The sequence below is a fragment of the Methylophilus sp. DMC16 genome (assembly GCF_056314045.1).
On record NZ_JBQUZC010000001.1, the window covers coordinates 804,532 to 824,691 of the forward strand.

Below are 20,160 nucleotides of genomic sequence, written 5' to 3' on the forward strand. Positions count from 1 at the left end.
ATCAGCGCAGGCGTTTTGTTTGACGAGTGGTCAGCCTTAGTCGATTTGACCAGCAGCAGTGATGTTCATGCCACCATCAACATAAGTGATTTCACCAGTCACTCCTGAGGCGAGGTCGCTGGTCAGAAAGGCGGCGACATTGCCAACTTCGTCGATGGTTACGTTACGGCGCAAGGCGGCGTGTTTTTCGTTAAAGCCGATCATTTTGTCAAAGTCAGCGATGCCTGAGGCAGCCAGCGTTTTGATTGGGCCGGCTGAGACAGCGTTAACACGGATTCCGCGTGGGCCAAGGCTTTGTGCCAGGTAGCGTACGTTGGCTTCCAGACTGGCTTTGGCGACCCCCATGACGTTGTAGTTAGGCATGGTGCGTTCTGCGCCCAGGTAGCTGATGGTCAACAGGCTGCCATTGCGGCCTTGCATCATCGGGTAGGCTGCTTTGGCCATCGCAGAGAAGCTGTAGGAGCTGATATCGTGTGCAATGCGGAAATATTCGCGGTCGATTCTTTCGAGGTAGTCACCATCAAGGGCGACTTTAGGGACGAAAGCAATCGAGTGCACCAGGCTATCCAGGCCATCCCAGACTTTAGCCAGCTCTACAAACAGGTTGTCGATTTGTGCATCTTCAGCAACGTCACAGGGGAGAACGATCTCGGATTCAAAGTCTGCGGCCAGGTCACGTACACGCTTTTCGTGCTTGTCGACTTGATAGGTAAATGCCAGTTCGGCACCTTCACGTTTCATTGCGGCTGCGATGCCATAAGCGATTGAACGGTTGCTCAGCAAACCGGCAATCAGGATTTTTTTTCCAGCAAGAAATGCCATGCTTGTTCCTGTGTGGTTGTTAGTTCGTTTGGTCAGTTGATTGAAGGGTTAGCGTACTGTGTTGGAACGTGGGTCGAACACATCCCGCAGGCCTTCGCCGAGCAGATTATACCCTAACACCGTGATTAAAATGGCAAGTCCGGGAAACACGGATAACCACCAGGCAAACTGGATATACTCTTTACCATCGGTGAGGATGTTGCCCCAGGAGGCTTGCGGCGGTTGCACGCCCAGGCCTAAAAAGCTGAGGCCAGACTCAAGGAGCACGGCGCTGGCGATGCCCAGCACGACACTGACCAGAATAGGGGTGAGGCTGTTAGGCAGGCAATGCTTGAAAATAATGCGACTGTCCAGAGCACCGAGTGCCGTGGAAGCTGTGACAAATTCACGTTGTGTTAGACTCAGGAATTCAGCGCGCACCAGCCGCGTGACGCCCATCCAGGAGGTGAGGCCGATGACCACCATGACGTTGGTGATCGAAGGACTTAAAAAGGCAATCACGGCTAAAATCAAGAAAAAACTGGGAATAGACAACATCAAATCAACCAGCCGCATGATCAGCGTATCTACCCAACCACGATAGTAGCCAGCTAAAGCACCGAGCACGACCCCGATGGCAGTCGAAATCCCCACTGCGACCAGGCCTACCAATAGCGAGACGCGGCCGCCAAACAGCATCCTGCTCCAGACATCCCGCCCCAGACCATCGGTGCCCATCCAGTGCTGGCCCGAAGGCCCCACCAGAATCTGCTTGACCTGGATTGCATCCGGGTCATAAGGGGCAATCCAGGGCGCGAGTAGCGCCAGCAGCAAGATGATGCTGATAATGATCAACCCGGTTAGGGCTAAGGGATTTTGCAGGACTTTTTTCATGTCTGGATAGCCTAGCGTTGTGGCATGACCCCTTTGCGTAAACGCGGATCCGCCCACGCGTAGGCAAGATCAGCCAATAAGTTGCCCACCAGCGTCAAGGCTGAGCCTATGGTGAGTATGCCCATGACGACCGGAAAATCACGCATCATCACCGCTTCATAAAACAGTTTACCCATGCCTGGAATGGCAAAAATGGTTTCAGCAATCACCGAGCCGCCAATCAAGCCGGGCAGTGACAGGCCGACCAAAGTAATCAGTGGTAGCAGGGCATTGCGCAGAGCATGTCTATAAGTCACGACCCGGTCACTCAAGCCCTTGGCGCGAGCGGTGATCACAAAGTCTTGACTCAATACGTCCAGCATGCCGTTTTTCACAAACATGGTGACACCTGCGAGGCCCGTCAATGCTGGAATGATCACAGGCAAACACAAATGCATGAACAGATCCTGTGCTTGCTGCCAGGCGTTGAGTTGGTCGTAGTTGAGGCTATGCAGGCCAGAAATCGGAAACCAGGGGTGAATTACGCCCAGCCAGTACATCAGCAACAGGGATAACCAGAAGCCGGGGATAGAAAAACCAATAAAATTAAATAAGGTAATGCTGCGATCTTGCCAATGACCATGTTTTTTGGCCGCCATGACGCCCAGCGGAATCGCAAGGCTCAGCGTCAACAATAAACCAACTAAATTCATGAGCAAGGTCACTGGCAAGGCTTCTTCAATCATGCCCTTGGTGGTATTGCCGTCTTTGTCGGTTTCTGACCAAAACACCGGTTTTTGATGGCTGGCAAACGAATGGCCGAAATCAAGGTGCACCATGCGCTCCAGCCATAAGCCATACTGCACAATAATGGGTTTATCCAGATGATAAAGCTCACGCAGTTTTTGCCGTGACTCTTCTGAGGATTTGGGGTCGAACGCAGATTCCGTACTGGTGATATCGCCAGGCGCCAGATGCATGATAAAAAACGAAATCAGACTGATGCCGATCAACATCGGGATCATCCATAACACACGTCTGATTAAATAACGTAGCATGTTTTATTCAGCCTGTATTTGCGCGCGGCGCAGCGGCGCCGGAATATACCATTTTTGTGAGTCGTAGCCGACACCTGCCGGAGGTATAGGATTCATAATCCCTTGCACACGTTTGTGGATGGCGGTCAGCCCGTAGCCGGCAGACAGGTAAACCAGAGGACTATCGTCATAGAGGGCCTTGGCGAATGCATGATAAATCTGCATGCGTTTTTCCGGGTCAAACTCAAGTCGCCCTTGCTCCAGCAGATGGTCTACTTGAGGATTGTGGTAGCCGATAAAGTTGAATTGTCCGGGATTCTGCTGACTGGAATGCCAGATATTGTACTGGTCAGGGTCCAGACCCAGTCCCCAGCCCATTACCACGGCATCAAAATTACCCGGTTTGATAAAATTGGTCAGTAAACTGGCCCATTCCAGCGTACGCAAGCGGGTATCAATCCCGACTTCCTTGAGTCTGCGCTGAATAATGACCGAGGTTTTCTCGCGCTGCTTGTTACCGAGGTTGGTCAGGATTTCAAATGACAATTTTTGACCATTTTTGTCTAGATAACCGTCGCCATCGCTGTCTGTGTAACCTGCCTCGGCTAGCAATTGTCTGGCTTTGGCCGGATCGAAGGCATAGGGGTGAAGATCAGGATTGCTCCAGCGCGTGCCCGGCTTGTACGGGGAGGCAATCGCAATGCCGAGGCCAAGATAGACGCCATCAATAATTTCCTGTTTATCAATGGCATAGTTGATCGCTTTACGCACACGCACATCATCAAATGGTTTGCGTTTGAGGTTAAAGCCCAGGTAGGTATAGCTGTTGCCTAGCTCTTTGTATTGGTTGAGCCTGGCTGCGAGTGCCGGACGCGAAGGAATAATGCGTGCATAGGTAATCGGATCCATGTTCATGCTATCAATATGGTCCGCCATGAGCTCGAGAAATTGGGCGGCTGGATCAGGGATCACGCGTTCGACCAGCGTTTCGATATTGGCGGGACCCATCACAGACTTGGGGTTGCGACTTAATTTGATGTATTCGCCGTGTCGCCATTCCTGAAGCTGGTAATAATGACTGCCTAACGGTTTTTGCGCAAAACTGGTGGTATGTATATCCTGTCCTGCCAGTTTGTGTTTAGGCAGCACTTGCAAACTGGCCCAGCTTTCGAGCGCGGGTGCAAAGGGCTGCGAATAGTGCACGATAAACGTTTGTGGATCTGGCGCTTCTGCCTGGGTAACGAGTTGATAATCAGAGGCATAAGGGCTATGCGTTTTTTCGTCTGTGATCAGCTGCCAGGTGAAAAGCACATCCGCACTGGTAAGCGGCTTGCCATCGGCCCATTGCAGATTGGGTTTGAGCTTGAAAGTGATGGTCTTATTGTCGTCTGCGACTTGCCAGGAAGCGGCTAATTCGCCGGCCAAATCCAGATTCTGGTCGTATTTGAGCAGTGAATTAAACAGGTAACTGCCAATTGCCAGCGAGGCGGATTCGCCAGCCACCATACCGATCATGCTGCTCGGATCTGAGGGCATGGCGCTCATCAGCGTGCCCCCGGCCTGTGGTGGGTAGGCCTGATCAAACGCCAGTGTCTCCTGGTTGGCCTGCTCTGGACTACAGGCTGACAGCATGGCCGCCAGAGCCATGGTCATCATGGCATGGCGCACATATCCTCGGCGCTTGCCTTGCGCATTCTGCGGATGAGACACAACGTGCAAATTGAGCGGTGAGTGTGCAGTGCGCATAATGAGCCGATTTAATGTTTGCTGGACTGACTTTTCTTATGATGCGATGTTGTGCTCTTTTTAGCTGAATCTGATGAAGAGGCACTATGTTTACTGTGGCTGCCTGCTTTCTTAGCACCAGATTTTACGCTTGTTTTCGAGTCATGCGATTTTCCAGAGTTCCCTTTACTTGATTTGCTGGCATGGCTTTCTTGTTTTTGCAGTTGCAATACCTGGCCAGCCGCCAGTTTTTTAGACTTGAGATGGTTTTGTTGCATGATTTGCTGGCTGCTGATGCCATAGCGCTTGGCCAGAGTGGACAAGGTCTCGCCAGCTTTCACTTTATGGGAAATAGTCGTTGGTTCGCTGGATGACTCTTTTTCAACCGGCACTTCTACGGAAAGTTTAGCCATCGCTGCAACATCAATCGGTTTGGTCAGACCGGCTGACTCCACGCTGGCGGGCACTAACAATGGTCGACGGACAATCAGATTGCGATTCGGCTTCAGGTTATTGGTTGCGCTCAATTCGTAAATACTGATATCAAACTTGCTGGCAATCACACCCAGGCGCTCACCACGCTTGGGCTGGTAGCTGTGCCAGTTGGAGAGGGGACGGTTGTACGCATTCAGATTTTGTGTAAAGTTGCTGGCCGCCCAGGTTGGTAACAGAAGTTTTTGATAACTGTTTTCCGTAATGAGGACCGGCCGCGTAAAACTTGGGTTGAGTGCGCTAAACTCCTCCAGCGTAATCCCTGCCAACTCTGCAGCCAGTTTTGCATCAATCTTGTTGGGGGCCTGGACGGTGGTAAAGTAAGGCCGGTTTGGAATTTCGTTTAGCGTCAATCCATATTGTTCAGGCCGGAAAATAATGTTTTTGATGGCCTGCAGCTTGGGCACGTAATTGCGAGTTTCATCCGGTAAGGACAAGTGCTGGTAATCGGTCGGCAAGCCCAGGCGCTCATTGCGCTCAATGGCGCGTGCAACCGTGCCTTCGCCCGCGTTGTAAGCGGCCAGTGCCAAGTCCCAGGCGCCAAACATGGTATAAAGCTTTTGCAGATAATTGAGCGCAGCCTGGGTGGCGGCAGTCACGTCTTTGCGTGAGTCTTTCCAGTAGTTCTGCTTGAGGCCAAAGTCTTTGCCGGTAGAGGGGATGAATTGCCAGATGCCTGACGCCTTGCTGGTAGACAGCGCTTTAGGATTAAAGCCGCTTTCTATCATGGGCAGTAGCGCAATCTCGGTGGGCATGCCTCTTTTTTCAACTTCAACAACGATGTGGTAAAGATACTTTTTACTCCGCTCCAGCATGCGTGAAACGTAGTCGGGGCGAGAGGCGTACCATTGTTCGTGTTTGTTGGTGTAGCTTGAGTCGATGTCCGGCATGTTAAAGCCATCGCGCACGCGGTCCCACAAGCTGTTTTGCAAGGTCAGGCTATCTTCAAACTGATAACTGGAGGTGTAGCCTTCTACGCCAGTCTCTCCATAGCTTTCGTCATAACTGCCATTGTCATCGGACAAGGTGGCTGGTTCCACGTATTCAGCCGATCCGCACCATGGCGAGGCTGACAGTGCAATGCAGACGATGAATCTTTTAAAACGCATGACGGTAATACTTTATCCTGAGAGTGTTGTGCATCCGGCAGGGCGGATACACATGGATTGCTAAATCCGGATGGCCGTAGCGGCCGCGCCGATCTGTTTGAGATAGGCCTAACGCACACAAGCGCTTTAAGGAGGACATCATTCTACGTTAAATTCGGGGGGAGACAAGCCCTTGCCAGCGAGCCCAGACTGTGCTTAAAGGTTGCGCGATCAGAAGTCATTGCGGCGGGTGCGGATCTCGGTAAACACTTCCAGCGCCGAGCGCGATTGAAATTCAGGGCGCAGACGCAACTGTTCACAGCGCAAAAACGGATTGGTGGCCAACTCTTGTGCCAAGGACGTTGGCAGACTGGGGCGTTGCTGATGGCGTAACTCGCGGGTGGTTGCGATACGTTGGAGTAATGCGCGGTTATCCGGCTCTATGGTCTGCGCAAAAGCAAGATTGTGCGCGGTATATTCATGCGCCGGGTAAACGAGTGTTTCTGGGGGAAGCGCGGCAATCTGTTGTAGCGAGGCGTACATTTGTGCAGGCGTGCCTTCAAACAGGCGGCCGCAGCCCGCACCAAACAGAACGTCGCCGCTAAACAAATGCTGCTGATTGACATAATAAGCCACATGATCAAGTGTATGGCCCGGCAGCGAAAGCACTTCGCAGCTTATTATGTCTTCTGGCAGCAGACTGATAGTGTCCCCGGCGTGGACGGGGGTAGTCTGCATGGCCTGATAAGACGGCTGTGAACTGTCCGGGCCATAGACAGGACAGCGCCAATGCTTTTGCAAGCTGGCAGCGCCGCCCACATGGTCTGCATGATGATGTGTGAGTAAAATCCCTTTTAAGCTCAGTTTTCTCTTGCTCAAAGCCTCTTCAACCACGTCCGCATCGCCCGGATCAACCAACCAGGCCAGTGAGCCAGACTGAATTAACCACAGATAATTGTCGCTAAAAGCGGGCAGGGGGATGATTTCTATACTTGCAGAACTTTTGTCCATCACGCATCATTGAAAAAATCATGATGCTTGTCAAGGGAGATGCCCTGGACGGTATTCAAGAGGTGTTTTAAGTGCGTGAGGGAATCTATCTTGCAATCAAGCCAGTCAGTGTTCTTTGAACAAATGCCTCTGGGTCAATATATTGTCGCGCGTGAAACGCCTTTGTACGCGCAAGCCGTGGCTGATGTGTTCGGCTTTCATGCTCTGCAGATCGGATGGTCTGCGCATGACCTGCTCGAGCAGTGCCGGATTCCTTACAAACACTCCCTACAGCTAACCGCCTCGGCCAATGCCTCGTTGTTATGCGAAAGCGAGTTTTTGCCATTTGCCGAAAATTCAGTTGACTTGGTCTGCATGCCCCATGTGCTGGAGCAGTGTGCGGATCCACAGCAGACGTTACGCGAAGTGTTTCGGGTACTGGTGCCTGAAGGTACTTTGGTGCTGACCGGGGTTAGCCCTGCCAGTTGTTTGGGCATGCGCGCCAGAGTCGGGCAATTCAGGCAGGCAGGCAGTTTCAGCAGATTGTTTACAGCCTGGCGCATTCGTGACTGGTTGAGTGTATTGGGATTTGAGGTCGTGCGTAGTGGTTATTTGATGCACGCTTTTCCATTCAATGATCCTGACTGGCTGGCGCGCCAGTCTTGCCTGGAACGGTGGGGGCCACGCTTGTGTGGCATGAGTGGTGGCATTTATTTCCTGATCGCCAAAAAAAGAGTGCTCAATATCCGTTTGTTAAAACCAGACTGGAAAATGTTGCCGCTGAATCCGGCGTTGCAGGTAAGAAAAGGCCGTTCCAGCATACAAAAAAACGGCCAAAAGCAGTTAGAATGCGCGGATGTCGAATCAACAATGGATAGAAATGTACGCTGATGGTGCTTGCAAGGGCAACCCTGGCGTCGGTGGCTGGGGGGTCTGGCTTAAAGCGGGCTCGCACGAAAAATCCCTCTACGGTGGCGAAGCGCTGACCACCAATAATCGTATGGAACTGACGGCGGTGATTCAAGGCTTGCAGGCGCTCAAGAAACCCTCGCATGTCAGGGTGTATACCGATTCCAGCTATGTGCAAAAAGGTATGACCGAGTGGTTGGCAGGCTGGAAGCTCAAGCAATGGCGTACGGCGGATAAAAAGCCGGTTAAAAATGCGGACTTATGGCAACAGTTGGACGTCATCGCCAAGCCTCACCAGATTGAATGGATTTGGGTGAAAGGGCATGCTGGCAACGAGGGCAACGAGCGTGCGGATGCCTTGGCAAATCAAGGTGTATTAACCGTGGCGATAGGATAGGAGCGTAGCTTAAATGAGACAGATTTTCCTCGATACCGAGACCACTGGCCTCTATCCCGATCAGGGACATCGAATTATTGAAATTGCGGCGGTCGAGATGTTAAACCGTCGACCAACCCAGCGTCACTTTCACTTGTATATCAATCCCGAGCGTGAGATTGATGCCGGTGCGCAGGAAGTACATGGAATTTCGCTGGAGTTCTTGCAGGATAAGCCGCTTTTTGCGCAAATTGCACAGGATTTCATTGCGTTTATTCGTGGTGCAGAGCTCATTATTCATAACGCTCCGTTTGATGTCGGCTTCCTCAATATGGAGTTGTCCAGGCTTAGCATGGACCCGCTGCCGTCATTCGTCAGTGGTATCGTTGATACCTTGAAAATGGCCAAGGAAATGCGTCCCGGCCAGCGTAACAATCTGGATGCCTTGTGCCGCCACTACGGTATCGATAACTCACAGCGGACCTTGCACGGCGCCTTGCTCGATGCGGAATTGCTCGCCGATGTCTACATTGCCATGACGCGCGGACAAGAGAGCCTGTTGATGGAACTCTCAACCTCCGAGCAACAAACCATGCAAAGCCATATTGAGGTCGACTTTTCTGCAATGAAGCGATTGCCGCCTAGCGAAGAGGAGTTGGCCAGCCATCAGCAATATATAGAAAGTCTTAGCAAGTCTGGCGCTTCACCCTGGTGACGACCGTCTTTTGTTGTGATTTGATGCGGCTCTGCTGCGCTTATTCACTCTTTACATGCCGGGTGCTTGCGGTAGTATCAAAAGATATTTCCAAGTTGTAATCACTATTAAGCAGAGATTTTATGCACACAGACACCATTGTAGTGACCGGGGGTGCCGGTTTTATCGGCAGCAATTTCGTCAATGCCTGGGTAAAGCTGAAGCTGGGTAAACTGGTCAATCTGGACAAGCTCACTTATGCCGGCAACATGGAGAATCTGGCGGAGATTAGCCATGACCCGGACCATGTCTTCATTCATGCGGATATCGGTGACCGTGTTGCGGTGAAGTCACTGCTAGAAACCCATAAACCCAGGGCAGTGCTTAATTTTGCTGCAGAAAGTCATGTAGACCGCTCTATCCACGGGCCGGATGCGTTTATCCAGACCAATGTGGTCGGTACGTTTAACCTGCTTGAAGAGGTCAGGGCCTATTGGCAAGCATTGCCGGTAGAGTCGCAGCAGTCGTTCCGTTTCCTGCATGTGTCTACCGATGAAGTCTATGGCTCACTGGAACCCAATGATCCTGCATTCAAGGAAACCAACCCTTATCAGCCCAACAGTCCATATTCAGCCTCAAAAGCGGCCTCAGATCATCTGGTGCGTGCCTATCATCACACCTATGGCCTGCCGACCCTCACCACCAATTGCTCCAACAATTATGGCCCTTACCACTTCCCGGAAAAACTGATTCCGTTAGTGATTCATAACGCCTTGTCTGGCAAACCCTTACCGATCTATGGTAACGGCAGCAATATCCGTGACTGGCTGTATGTCGAAGACCACTGCAATGCCATCCGTGAAGTGCTGGCCAAGGGCCTGCCTGGCGAGACATACAATATTGGTGGCTGGAATGAGAAAACCAATCTGGACGTTGTACATACGCTGTGCGACATCCTCGATCAGGAGCAGCCCAAAGCGCAAGGCAGCTACCGCGACCAGATTACGTTTGTCAAAGACCGTCCCGGTCATGACCTGCGTTACGCCATTGACGCCAGCAAGATCGAGCAGACCTTAGGCTGGAAACCTCAGGAAACCTTTGAAACCGGGATCCGTAAAACGGTGCGCTGGTATCTGGAGCATACCCAATGGGTGGCACGCGTCACCAGCGGTGAATACCAGCACTGGCTCAGTACAAACTACCATGAACGTGGCGAGGAGTTGGCATAATGGCAAGAAAAGGCATCGTATTGGCCGGTGGCTCCGGCACCCGCTTATATCCAGTGACGCAAGTCGTCTCCAAACAACTGTTGCCGGTGTATGACAAACCCATGATCTACTACCCCCTGTCGGCACTCATGCTGGCAGGCATCCGGGAAGTGTTGATTATTTCTACCCCGATGGACACGCCACGCTTTAAAGAACTGCTGGGCGATGGTAGCCAGTGGGGCATGCGCATTGAGTACCAGGTACAACCTTCACCCGATGGGCTGGCACAGGCCTTTATCCTCGGCGAGTCGTTCATTGGTAACGACAGCAGCGCCTTGGTGCTCGGTGACAATATTTTTTACGGGCATGAGCTCGGTGACATGGCCATGACTGCCGGTAAACGCGAGCAGGGCGCCACCGTGTTTGCCTACCCGGTCAACGACCCCGAGCGCTATGGCGTGGTCGAGTTTGATGCGCACGGCACGGCCATCAGCCTGGAAGAAAAGCCTACACAACCCAAATCGCGCTATGCGGTGACGGGGCTGTATTTTTACGATCAGCGCGTGGTTGAGATTGCCAAGAACCTCAAGCCCTCGGCCCGTGGCGAACTCGAGATCACTGACGTCAACAAGCATTATTTGGCCTCTGGGGACCTCAATGTCGAAGTCATGGGGCGTGGCATGGCCTGGCTGGATACTGGTACCCACGAATCACTGCTGGAAGCCAGTGGCTTTATTCAAACGATTGAAAAGCGCCAGGGCCTGAAGATTGCCTGTCTGGAAGAAATCGCCTATCGCCAGGGCTTTATCAATGCAGAGCAACTGGACAAACTGGCGGATAAATATGCCAAGAATGGGTACGGACAGTATTTGAAGATGATTTTAAAAGAGCGGGTATTTTAATGCTGGTGACTGCGACCAAAATTCCAGAGGTGTTGATTTTAGAACCCAAGGTATTCGGCGATGCACGAGGCTTCTTCATAGAGAGCTTCAATGCGCAAGCCTTTAAACAAGCCACGGGGCTCGATGTGACATTCGTGCAAGATAACCATTCCCGTTCGGCCAAAGGCGTATTACGCGGTCTGCATTATCAAGTCCAGCAAGCGCAGGGCAAGCTGGTGAGAGTGGTTGCCGGAGAAGTGTTTGATGTCGCGGTCGATCTGCGTCAGAGTTCTGCGACCTTTGGATTATGGGAAGGCGTGCATTTAAGCGCTGACAATCACCGTCAGCTATGGATTCCGCCTGGCTTCGCGCATGGCTTTGTCGTGCTCTCTGACACGGCTGACTTTCTGTATAAAACAACGGATTACTATGCGCCACAATATGAGGCCTGCCTTAAATGGGATGACCCGACGATTGGCATAGACTGGCCGTTGGACATGCCCCCCAGCCTGTCTGCCAAAGATCAGCAAGGGCTCCCCTGGGCACAGGCGCCCAAATTTGACTAATTATTAGCATATTCTTTGATTCGGACCTTGCTCACGCATATGAAAAAAATCCTGTTAACAGGCGTCAATGGTCAAGTGGGGCATGCACTTGCCGCACAGCTGCAACAACAGCCCATTGCTCAAGTACAGCTAATCAGCTGTACTCGCCAACAACTGGACCTCAGTCAGCCAGCGCACATCCGGCAAGTCATCCGCCAGGTCAAACCAGACCTGATTATTAACCCTGCCGCCTATACTGCGGTAGACCAGGCCGAAACCGAGCAAGAACTTGCCTTTGCCATCAACGCCACGGCCCCACAAATCATTGCAGAAGAAGCCGCACGACTGAATGCGGCGCTGATCCATTTCTCGACTGACTATGTATATGACGGCAGCAAAGCCACAGCTTACCTTGAAACTGACGCAGTTAATCCAGTCAGTGTTTATGGCGCCAGCAAACTTGCAGGCGAGCAGGTAATTGCTGCGGTTGGCCTCCCGCATCTCATCCTGCGTACCAGCTGGGTCTATGGCAGCTACGGCAAGAACTTCCTCAAAACCATCATTCGGTTAGCACAGAGTAGGGAACAACTACGCATTGTGGCAGACCAGCATGGTGCCCCCACGGCCGATATCGCGATTGCTGAAGCAGTCGCGCAATTAATTGAACGCTGGCATCCGCACAACGCTGAACAAACCGGGATTTATCATTTGGTGAATCGAGGTGAAACCACCTGGTATGGTTTTGCGAGTGAGATTGTGGCGCAGTATCAAGCGCTGGCGCTACAACAAGGCTGGCCCGCCTTGCTACTTAAAGAGCTGCAAGCCATATCATCCGCAGAATACCCAACGCCTGCCAGACGCCCCCAAAACTCAAGGCTGGTTAGTGATAAGCTGGAGCAGGTGTTTGGTGTGCGTTTGCCGGGATGGGACACATCACTTGCGCAAGTCATGCCAGCGTTGAGTGCGCTGGAAAATTAATTCTGATCGCAGACTATTTCTGATCGAATGCGTCCGTCCAGCTATTGGGCGTTTCGTAAAGGCGAACCCTCACCAGCTTGAGCTGATTGCCGAAGGTATCACGATATTGCGCCTTGAGCAGCGTAAAGGCTTCCGCAGCCATGTTTTCTGCCGTCGGGATGGTTGGAAACACCACAGTCTTGTGATTGGGCAGGCTGTTTAGAAAATCCAGCACCGCCGTATCGCCATGGTAGACCAGAAAAGCATGGTCCCAGCGATCGACAATGGTTTCACGGGCAATTCTTTTTACATCGGCAAAATCCATTACCATGCCATTTTCAGAGGCATGCTCTGCCTGAATCACCTCTCCAGACAGTGTAATTTCAATTGCGTAGCGATGACCGTGCAGATTACGGCATTGACTCTTGTGATCAGGAATGCGATGGCCTGCATCGAATTCCAAGCGTGTAGTAATTTCCATCACGCCATTATATCAGCAACCACGGCTCACGCTGATGCGCGATCACGGATTGCAAATGCAAGTGCATGCATCAATACAAATCATCAATATTCATCAATGCATCTTCATCGGCAGAGTAGTGCTTATGACTTTTTTCATAGCTGCCATAGCCACTGTCATAATCATCGACTTCATCGCCGGCAAAGTCTTCGAGCATTTGATCGATTTTCTTGAATTTATCGTTAGGTGCTGCTTTTTGTAACATGATGATCTCCCATGACGTTATTCTGTTAACAAAACCTGTCAGTATCAAATTGCTTTAGAACATCTTTAGCATAGACTGTGCCAAGCATGGCAAAGGTTCCTTACAAGAAGGTTAACGGCACCTATTAAAAAAAGTAAAATATGAAAACTTAATTGAGAACAATCAAGCTAACACATTGTCTACAAAGGCATAACACAATCATAACTATTTGGAGAGATGCAATGCGCAGTTTTATATTGATGTTTTTAACCCTGGGGGGGGTATCCATGGCTGAGGCAGAATGCCTACCGTTATACCAGCACCAGTTTAAGACACTGCAAGGTCAAACTGTCGATTTTTGTCAATTTCAGGACAAGCCAGTGCTCATTGTGAACACTGCCAGCAAATGCGGATTCACGCCACAGTTTGAAGCGCTGGAAGCCATGTATGAGCAATATAAGGATAAAGGGCTGGTGGTGATTGGCTTCCCCTCCAATGATTTCCGTCAGGAGCCTGGCAACAACAAGCAGATTGGCGACTTTTGCAAGCTGACTTATTCGGTCAAATTTCCTATGGTTGAAAAGTCCAGCGTGACCGGAAGTGGCGCCAATCCGCTTTATCAGCAACTGATCAAACAAACAGGGCAGGCACCACAATGGAATTTTTACAAATATCTGATTTTGCCAGGCGGGCAGAAGGTTTATTCTTTTAACAGTATGACACGTCCGGAAAGTGAAGAAATTCTCGGCAAGATCAAACCCCATCTCAAGTAAGTTTCTCAAGGTTTTTACGGCAGGCTCTGTAGCAAAACAAGGCAGGGCCTCATAAAACAAAACGATATAAAGTTTTTTTCATGTTTTCTTATCAAAGTCGTTGACAAGATATCTGGGCATCATTAATATGGCGCCTTCTTTGAATTGCACTGCAAAACAAAGAACTGCAATACCAGAGATTTGGGGGTATAGCTCAGCTGGGAGAGCGCTTGCATGGCATGCAAGAGGTCAGCGGTTCGATCCCGCTTATCTCCACCAAGTGATTGAAAATATTGAATTTTTTTAAAAATAAATATTTTAATTATTTGAAAAACTGGTATAATGCACGAGTTGTTAAATTTCTTAGGTCCCCATCGTCTAGAGGCCTAGGACACCTCCCTTTCACGGAGGCGACCGGGGTTCGAATCCCCGTGGGGACGCCAAAAATCACTCAGTGATTTCTAGCTTTAAATTTCATATTTATTTAAATCACCTGCTTATTAAAGCTTAAGTTTCTTTAAGGCTATGGTGTCAAGCTGCGTACAGGTTACGCAGTAAAAAACCCGGCATTGCCGGGCTTTTGTTTTTTTGCATGGTCAAATGGCTTATCCGCGTATATTACTTTGCGCAGAAAACTGAGAGAGCTCGACAAAAGGTTGTGGCTGCCAGCCTGGGGCACGATGTTCGGCCACCACATTGGTGAAAATGCCACCACGGACATAAAACTTGGCGGTTACGCGCATAAATTTCGGGTCTATGGCAGAGACTAGATCATCCAGAATCTGATTGGTGACCGCTTCATGGAAGCAGCCCTCATCACGGAATGACCACATGTAAAGTTTAAGACTCTTGAGCTCAACACATAATTTGTTGGGAATATAGTCCAGATATATGACCGCAAAGTCAGGTTGACCGGTTTTTGGACACAGGCAGGTAAACTCTGGAATTTCCATATGGATATGGAAGTCTCTCTGCGAATTGGGATTTTCAAAGGTTTCCAGTGTTTTAGTCGGTTGTGCAGTGGGTTTCCCACCAAGTAAATGTTCGTTCATTGTGCGCATGTTTCGTCTTAAAAATGGGTATTATAACGCTTAAGCGACCACTCAAATTCTTATAAGCAGTTTACTTACTTTGCGTCTGACACATTTAAAACTTGCGGGGTTCAAGTCTTTTGTTGATCCAACGACCATCCACCTGCATGGGCAGCGTGTGGGCGTGGTAGGGCCAAATGGCTGTGGCAAGTCTAACGTCATGGAGTCGGTCCGCTGGGTGCTGGGCGAATCCTCCGCCAAGGAAATGCGCGCCGATGCCATGGACGCAGTGATTTTTAACGGATCTTCGCATCGCAAACCTATTTCGCGGGCCAGTGTCGAGCTCATTTTTGATAACAGCCTGGGTGGTGCCAGTGGCGAGTGGAATCAATATGCCGAAATCTCGGTCAAGCGCGTAATCGAGCGCGATAAGGGCTCAAGCTACTATATTAATAACACTGCGGTACGCCGTCGGGATGTGGCAGATTTGTTTTTGGGCACCGGTCTTGGGGGGCGTGCTTACGCCATCATCGGTCAAAACACGATTTCACGTATTGTTGAAGCCCGGCCAGAAGAGCTGCGCGTATTTCTCGAAGAAGCGGCAGGGATCAGCAAATATAAAGAGCGCAGGCGTGAAACAGAGCTACGACTGCGTGATACACGTGAGAATCTTGCGCGCGTGGAAGATATTTCACGCGAGATGAACAAGCAGATTCTCAAGCTGGAGGCGCAAGCCGTGGTGACGCAGAAATATCAGTCACTGCAAGCGGCGTACCAACTGGCTGAGGCGCAATGGTGGTGGTTGCGCAAGCGAGATGCTGTGCTGGCTTACGAGGCCGCTTCACAAGCGGTAGCGCACGCAGTGAATGCGCTGGAGGAGAAAGTTGCGACGTTACGGCGTTGCGAGCTGGCTTTGGAGCAGGCTCGACAGCAGCATCAGGCCGCATCAGGCGAATTGCATACGGCACAGGCGGCCTTTTACGAGGCCAACGCGCAAGTTTCCAATCTGGATTTACAAGTCAAGCAATCGGAAGAGGCCCGCTTAAGACTGCTGCAACAGCAGCAACAGCTGCAGGGGCAGATTGAGCGTGGTAGCCAGCAGCAAGCGCAGTTACAACAGCAACTGGACGAAAAAACCACGGCACTCGCCTCCGCACAACAAGCGCTGACCGCACAAGCGCAGCAGTTGCAAGCCTTGCAACAGGCTTTGCCTGCACAGTCATTACAGTTGCAAGGCATACAGCAAGCCGCCAGTCAAGCACAGCAAGCCGTGCAGCAATGCCGCCAGCAGATGCAACTGGAGCAGAATAACGTACAGTTTTTGCAACGCAATCTTTCTGAATCCAGCCAGCGCTTGCAACAGTTACAAGATGAGCTATCAGCCTGGGCCTTGCCAGATATGCAGGCCTTGGAGGGGTATAAGCAGAAGCAAGCGCAACAGCAAGCCCAGTTGCAGCAAGAAGAACAGCAGCTACAACAATGGCGGGTAGATGAGCAGCAGCAACAGCAATGGTTGCTGCAAGCCAGGCAAGACTGGCAGCAGGCTCAACGCCAGCTGAACCAGCTTGAAGCCGAAATCCAGTCTTTGCAAAAGTTGCAGCAAAGCCTCAAGCAAGACCAGCAACTAGGGCCCTGGTTGCAACAAAGCGGTTTGCAATCAGCGGCGCGTTTGTGGCAGGCGGTACAGGTGGATGCCGCATGGCAGCCCGCGCTCGAAGCGGTCCTGGGCTATAAACTGAATGCCTTGCTCACTGATTCTTTGCCGACCTTGGCTAAATTACCGCATCCGCAAGCCGCTTTAGCCATAGCCATGCCTGGAACGGCACGCGATAGCTTGCCAGACCATTGGCAGGGATTACCCAGCTTATATAGTTTGCTCACGCTCAAGCAGCCGGAAATGGCTGGTGCCTTGCAGCACTGGCTCATGGGTATTTACGTGATTGAGGATGTTGCCGAAGTGGGCCAGTTTCAATCGCAACTCCCGGCAGGCGTGAGTCTGCTTAGCAAGCAAGGGGATCTCTATCAACGCTATAGCGTGGTTTATCATGGCCGCCAGAATGCCATGCAAGGCGTGTTGGAACGGCAGCAGCAACTGGACAAGTTACAGGCCGGTTTGGAAGCCGCGCAAGCTGCGGTTAATCACACCCAGCAGCAGGTGCAACTGATTGAACAGGCGCTGCAACAGTTGCGCTTGCAACAGCAGCAGGCACATCCACGGATCAAACAATATACCGCAGCCATGCATGAGGCGCAGATGCAACAGTCAAGCTTGCAGCAGGCCTATGACAACGCGTCGCGCAGGCAAACCGCCTTGCAACAGGACCTGTCTGCGCTGCAAGTACGGCAGCAGAGTCTCAATGACGAGATTTTGCAAGCGCAAGCCAGGATCGCGCAGTATCAGGCGCAGTTTGCCAGCCTGGAACAGGCGGCGCGCGAAGCGCAGGCCCTCAAGCATCATGTAGAGCAAGCCTATTTTGATGCGCGTGACAGCGTACAGCAGGCTGAAAAAGCGCATCAGTCACAAGTATTCGAGCAAACCCTGTTGCAAAATGCTGTCAATGATTTGCAGCACCGCTTGAGTCAGCTCAGCCAAGAGCGTGAGCATTTGCAATTACGCCTGCAAGAAACCGAGCAAACGCTGGCCGTCAGTGCCATGGAAACCTTGAAGGCACATTTGGCACAGGCCTTGGACAAGCAGCACACTTGTGAGCATGCGCTGGCGCATGTGCGTAACGATCTGGCGCAGAAAGAAGCCGTTTTGCAGTCAGAAGAGCGTCAGCGCATGCAAATCGAGCAGCAATTGCATCCCTTGCGCGACACCGTTGAGCAACAAAGACTTAAACAGCAGGCCTGTCAGCTGCAAGTCGAGCAATGCCAGCAGTCTTTGTCTGAAACGGGGCTGGATGAAGCCTTGCTTCAGCAAGGGCTAAATCATGACAGCAAAGCCGAAACACTGGCACAAACGACCCAAAGGTTACAACAGCAGATCCAGCAACTCGGCGCAGTCAACCTGGCTGCGATTGAAGAATTAGCCAGCGAGCAGGCGCGTAAAGGGTATCTGGACAGTCAACTGCAAGACCTGCTCACCGCCAGCGAAACGCTGGAAGAGGCGATCCAGAAAATAGACCGCGAAACCCGCGGAAAACTGCGCGCAACCTTTGATGAAGCCAACCGTCACTTTGGCGAATTATTTAATACCTTGTTTAATGGCGGCAATGCCAAGCTGGTGCTGTTGGGTGATGAAATTCTGGATACCGGCGTACAAGTCTTTGCGCAACCGCCAGGCAAAAAAAACACGACCATCCAGTTATTATCCGGGGGCGAAAAAGCGCTGACGGCCATGGCGCTGGTGTTTGCGCTGTTCAGGTTAAATCCGGCTCCGTTTTGCCTGATGGATGAGGTGGATGCACCATTAGATGACAGCAACACCGAGCGTTTCTGCCAACTGGTGCGCGTGATGTCAGAAAAAACCCAATTCTTGTTTGTTTCTCACAACAAAATCACCATGGAGATGTCTGAACAGCTAATTGGGGTCACCATGCAAGAGTCGGGCGTGTCACGGATTGTCGATGTGGATATCGAAGAGGCCATCCGCATGCATGCGGCTTAGCGCCAGTTTTGTTGTATCATAATGCAAGCGTTATAAAGGATTGTTAAGTCACATGTCTGATTTGTGGATGATATTGGTGTTGCTCGGGGTCAGCATCGTTCTGGCAGTGGTTGTATTTAACTGGTGGCAGGAAAAAAAATATCGTAGAGACGTTGAATACCGTTTTAGTCATACCCGTAGCGATTTGCTGGATGGCGAGCCTGCCGCCAAGGTCAAAGAGGCTGCCAAGAAAGCTGCCGTGGATACCGCGCCTGTGTCCGAGGAGGTAGAGGGCTGGATGTCTGAGCCCCGTGTCCGCCAAACTGGCGTGCGGCCTTCAGCTCAACCTTCTGTTAAAGTTGAGCCTGAATTTTCCAATCCGCCCCCGGAAAAAGCCGCAGAGCCTGCCAAGCTTAAACCAAAACCAGCGCCTGCCACTTCTCCGGTCAAAACAGCGCCTGTTCAACCTGCTCATGAGCCAATTGTCAATGTGACCAAGCCAGAACCGCTCACCCCACAGGTGTCGGCTTATCAACCGCCAGTCGCAGTGCCAGAGCCGGCTGTGGTAGCAGAACAACCGACTTTTACTTTTGAAGCACCGCCAGTCCAGGCCTTGGAAGAGATGCCATCGGCAGAATCGGCTTCCTTGTCCCCGACACTGCCGGACTTGCCTGCTGAAGTGCACCCCTCTATGGATTGGATCGGCTTGATTGATGCGCCGTTAGGCGTCATGTTGGTTGAGCTGGAAGATATGCAAGCTGAGGTACGTACGTTCCCACAACATGCCACCCTCTGGGCGCAGAGCGCAACAACGGGCGAGTGGCAGGATGTATTGGCTCTGGATGCTGCCGCCATGCAAACACAAACGCCCGCCAGTCAGGTTGCTTGCAGTTTGCAATTGGCAGACCGTGGCGGTCCGGTTGATCAGGAAACGCTCAAGCGCTTTCAGAAGTCCATGGAAACATTGGCCAGGGCCTTGGGCCTGACTGTGGTATGGCAGGGCGGATATGAGCCTGCATTACAAGCACAAGCGATAGATGCTTTCTGTATCGACGTTGATAAAGCCGTTGAATTTCATGTGTTAGCCAACCAGGGCATGTTTCATGCGACCAAGCTGCGTGGCTTGGCTGAAGCTTGCGGCATGCAGCTGAGTGCCGAAGGCCGCTTCGAGTTATTGAATGCTGACGGTCAATTAGTGTTTTCAGTACGTAATTACGAGGGCAAGCCATTTTCTGCAGATATGTTGAAATCCGCAGTGATGACTGGGGTGACTTTCCAGCTGGATATTCCTACTACGCCTGACAGTTTGCAGGTGTTTGACCAGATGGTCGAAATTGCACGTCATCTGGCGACTAGCCTCAATGCCGCCCTGATTGACGTCAACCGCAAAGCGATTGGTGATCCACAGCTGGATAAAATCCGCCAGCAACTCAAAAATATCTCTAATGCAATGGCGACGCAGGGGATTTTCCCCGGTAGTAGCCATGCCAAGCGCCTGTTCTCCTGAT

At 51.4% G+C, this 20,160-nt stretch carries 19 protein-coding genes and 2 tRNA genes; 12 read left to right on the top strand and 9 right to left on the bottom strand.

Features of this window, described 5'->3' with window-relative positions:
• Nucleotides 1–36: 36 nt before the first annotated feature.
• The 6 genes from ACT53D_RS03950 to gloB form a co-directional block, all read right to left on the bottom strand.
• A complete protein-coding gene (locus ACT53D_RS03950) occupies nt 37–822 on the bottom strand; it encodes an enoyl-ACP reductase FabI (RefSeq protein ID WP_194747633.1) in 786 nt (261 codons plus the stop codon).
• A gap of 48 nt (nt 823–870) precedes the next feature.
• Entirely contained in the window at nt 871–1,695 is an 825-nt protein-coding gene (locus ACT53D_RS03955) for an ABC transporter permease (protein WP_194747631.1), read from the bottom strand.
• A gap of 11 nt (nt 1,696–1,706) precedes the next feature.
• On the bottom strand, nt 1,707–2,732 hold the full coding sequence (locus ACT53D_RS03960) for an ABC transporter permease (protein WP_338654154.1): 1,026 nt from the start codon (nt 2,730–2,732) through the stop codon (nt 1,707–1,709).
• A gap of 3 nt (nt 2,733–2,735) precedes the next feature.
• Entirely contained in the window at nt 2,736–4,343 is a 1,608-nt protein-coding gene (locus ACT53D_RS03965) for a peptide-binding protein (RefSeq protein ID WP_338657590.1), read from the bottom strand.
• 125 nt (nt 4,344–4,468) lie between these two features.
• Nucleotides 4,469–6,037: a transglycosylase SLT domain-containing protein gene (locus ACT53D_RS03970; protein ID WP_476154576.1), complete on the bottom strand. Its 1,569-nt coding sequence runs from the start codon at nt 6,035–6,037 to the stop codon at nt 4,469–4,471.
• Nucleotides 6,038–6,247: 210 nt separating this feature from the next.
• Nucleotides 6,248–7,027, bottom strand: a complete 780-nt coding sequence (gene gloB, locus ACT53D_RS03975) for a hydroxyacylglutathione hydrolase (RefSeq protein ID WP_476154578.1) — start codon at nt 7,025–7,027, stop codon at nt 6,248–6,250.
• 90 nt (nt 7,028–7,117) lie between these two features.
• On the opposite strand from gloB, the gene ACT53D_RS03980 reads away from it, so the two are divergent.
• From ACT53D_RS03980 to rfbD, 7 genes are all read left to right on the top strand, one after another.
• The gene (locus ACT53D_RS03980; RefSeq protein ID WP_476154580.1) at nt 7,118–7,897 is read left to right on the top strand and encodes a methyltransferase domain-containing protein; all 780 of its coding nucleotides are present in this window, start codon (nt 7,118–7,120) and stop codon (nt 7,895–7,897) included.
• Complete coding sequence (gene rnhA, locus ACT53D_RS03985) at nt 7,887–8,312, top strand: ribonuclease HI (protein WP_476155579.1); 426 nt, start codon at nt 7,887–7,889, stop codon at nt 8,310–8,312. Before ACT53D_RS03980 ends, rnhA begins: the two co-directional genes overlap by 11 nt.
• A 13-nt stretch (nt 8,313–8,325) precedes the next feature.
• The gene (gene dnaQ, locus ACT53D_RS03990; protein WP_275355277.1) at nt 8,326–9,006 is read left to right on the top strand and encodes a DNA polymerase III subunit epsilon; all 681 of its coding nucleotides are present in this window, start codon (nt 8,326–8,328) and stop codon (nt 9,004–9,006) included.
• A 122-nt stretch (nt 9,007–9,128) separates the two neighbouring features.
• Nucleotides 9,129–10,214, top strand: coding sequence for a dTDP-glucose 4,6-dehydratase (gene rfbB, locus ACT53D_RS03995; RefSeq protein ID WP_313987573.1), 1,086 nt, complete (start codon nt 9,129–9,131; stop codon nt 10,212–10,214).
• A complete protein-coding gene (gene rfbA / locus ACT53D_RS04000; RefSeq protein WP_275355273.1) occupies nt 10,214–11,095 on the top strand; it encodes a glucose-1-phosphate thymidylyltransferase RfbA in 882 nt (293 codons plus the stop codon). Before rfbB ends, rfbA begins: the two co-directional genes overlap by 1 nt.
• Nucleotides 11,095–11,640 (top strand): dTDP-4-dehydrorhamnose 3,5-epimerase, encoded by a 546-nt coding sequence (rfbC, locus tag ACT53D_RS04005; protein WP_338654139.1) that lies wholly within the window; start codon nt 11,095–11,097, stop codon nt 11,638–11,640. The genes rfbA and rfbC overlap by 1 nt, the downstream gene beginning before the upstream one ends.
• Before the next feature lie 39 nt (nt 11,641–11,679).
• On the top strand, nt 11,680–12,597 hold the full coding sequence (rfbD, locus tag ACT53D_RS04010) for a dTDP-4-dehydrorhamnose reductase (protein WP_476154583.1): 918 nt from the start codon (nt 11,680–11,682) through the stop codon (nt 12,595–12,597).
• A 13-nt stretch (nt 12,598–12,610) separates the two neighbouring features.
• On the opposite strand, the gene queD is transcribed toward rfbD, so the two are convergent.
• A complete protein-coding gene (gene queD / locus ACT53D_RS04015; RefSeq protein ID WP_476154585.1) occupies nt 12,611–13,057 on the bottom strand; it encodes a 6-carboxytetrahydropterin synthase QueD in 447 nt (148 codons plus the stop codon).
• A gap of 70 nt (nt 13,058–13,127) precedes the next feature.
• The gene (locus ACT53D_RS04020; protein ID WP_194747616.1) at nt 13,128–13,301 is read right to left on the bottom strand and encodes a hypothetical protein; all 174 of its coding nucleotides are present in this window, start codon (nt 13,299–13,301) and stop codon (nt 13,128–13,130) included.
• A 221-nt stretch (nt 13,302–13,522) separates the two neighbouring features.
• Between ACT53D_RS04020 and ACT53D_RS04025 the strand changes: the two genes are divergently transcribed.
• The 3 genes from ACT53D_RS04025 to ACT53D_RS04035 all read left to right on the top strand — a co-directional run bounded on the left by ACT53D_RS04025 (nt 13,523) and on the right by ACT53D_RS04035 (nt 14,475).
• The gene (locus ACT53D_RS04025; RefSeq protein ID WP_228518728.1) at nt 13,523–14,053 is read left to right on the top strand and encodes a glutathione peroxidase; all 531 of its coding nucleotides are present in this window, start codon (nt 13,523–13,525) and stop codon (nt 14,051–14,053) included.
• Nucleotides 14,054–14,235: 182 nt separating this feature from the next.
• Nucleotides 14,236–14,311, top strand: a tRNA-Ala gene (locus ACT53D_RS04030).
• A gap of 88 nt (nt 14,312–14,399) precedes the next feature.
• Nucleotides 14,400–14,475 (top strand) — tRNA-Glu (locus ACT53D_RS04035).
• A 162-nt stretch (nt 14,476–14,637) separates the two neighbouring features.
• Here ACT53D_RS04035 and queF read toward each other — a convergent pair.
• Nucleotides 14,638–15,084 (bottom strand): preQ(1) synthase, encoded by a 447-nt coding sequence (queF, locus tag ACT53D_RS04040; protein ID WP_194747615.1) that lies wholly within the window; start codon nt 15,082–15,084, stop codon nt 14,638–14,640.
• A 79-nt stretch (nt 15,085–15,163) separates the two neighbouring features.
• Between queF and smc the strand changes: the two genes are divergently transcribed.
• Nucleotides 15,164–18,673: a chromosome segregation protein SMC gene (smc, locus tag ACT53D_RS04045; protein WP_476154587.1), complete on the top strand. Its 3,510-nt coding sequence runs from the start codon at nt 15,164–15,166 to the stop codon at nt 18,671–18,673.
• Nucleotides 18,674–18,725: 52 nt separating this feature from the next.
• The gene (locus tag ACT53D_RS04050) at nt 18,726–20,159 is read left to right on the top strand and encodes a cell division protein ZipA C-terminal FtsZ-binding domain-containing protein (RefSeq protein WP_476154589.1); all 1,434 of its coding nucleotides are present in this window, start codon (nt 18,726–18,728) and stop codon (nt 20,157–20,159) included.
• Nucleotide 20,160 lies beyond the last annotated feature (1 nt).

Excerpts from the sequence above, each read along its gene's own strand:
- dnaQ (WP_275355277.1), top strand. The coding sequence starts at position 8,326 with ATGAGACAGATTTTCCTCGATACCGAGACCACTGGCCTCTATCCCGAT.
- rfbD (WP_476154583.1), top strand. The coding sequence starts at position 11,680 with ATGAAAAAAATCCTGTTAACAGGCGTCAATGGTCAAGTGGGGCATGCA.
- rfbA (WP_275355273.1), top strand. The coding sequence starts at position 10,214 with ATGGCAAGAAAAGGCATCGTATTGGCCGGTGGCTCCGGCACCCGCTTA.
- ACT53D_RS03965 (WP_338657590.1), bottom strand. The coding sequence starts at position 4,343 with ATGCTGTCAGCCTGTAGTCCAGAGCAGGCCAACCAGGAGACACTGGCG.
- rfbB (WP_313987573.1), top strand. The coding sequence starts at position 9,129 with ATGCACACAGACACCATTGTAGTGACCGGGGGTGCCGGTTTTATCGGC.
- ACT53D_RS03950 (WP_194747633.1), bottom strand. The coding sequence starts at position 822 with ATGGCATTTCTTGCTGGAAAAAAAATCCTGATTGCCGGTTTGCTGAGC.
- rfbC (WP_338654139.1), top strand. The coding sequence starts at position 11,095 with ATGCTGGTGACTGCGACCAAAATTCCAGAGGTGTTGATTTTAGAACCC.
- ACT53D_RS03955 (WP_194747631.1), bottom strand. The coding sequence starts at position 1,695 with ATGAAAAAAGTCCTGCAAAATCCCTTAGCCCTAACCGGGTTGATCATT.
- queF (WP_194747615.1), bottom strand. The coding sequence starts at position 15,084 with ATGAACGAACATTTACTTGGTGGGAAACCCACTGCACAACCGACTAAA.
- gloB (WP_476154578.1), bottom strand. The coding sequence starts at position 7,027 with ATGGACAAAAGTTCTGCAAGTATAGAAATCATCCCCCTGCCCGCTTTT.
- ACT53D_RS03970 (WP_476154576.1), bottom strand. The coding sequence starts at position 6,037 with ATGCGTTTTAAAAGATTCATCGTCTGCATTGCACTGTCAGCCTCGCCA.
- ACT53D_RS04050 (WP_476154589.1), top strand. The coding sequence starts at position 18,726 with ATGTCTGATTTGTGGATGATATTGGTGTTGCTCGGGGTCAGCATCGTT.
- ACT53D_RS03960 (WP_338654154.1), bottom strand. The coding sequence starts at position 2,732 with ATGCTACGTTATTTAATCAGACGTGTGTTATGGATGATCCCGATGTTG.
- ACT53D_RS04020 (WP_194747616.1), bottom strand. The coding sequence starts at position 13,301 with ATGTTACAAAAAGCAGCACCTAACGATAAATTCAAGAAAATCGATCAA.
- queD (WP_476154585.1), bottom strand. The coding sequence starts at position 13,057 with ATGGAAATTACTACACGCTTGGAATTCGATGCAGGCCATCGCATTCCT.
- ACT53D_RS04025 (WP_228518728.1), top strand. The coding sequence starts at position 13,523 with ATGCGCAGTTTTATATTGATGTTTTTAACCCTGGGGGGGGTATCCATG.
- rnhA (WP_476155579.1), top strand. The coding sequence starts at position 7,887 with ATGTACGCTGATGGTGCTTGCAAGGGCAACCCTGGCGTCGGTGGCTGG.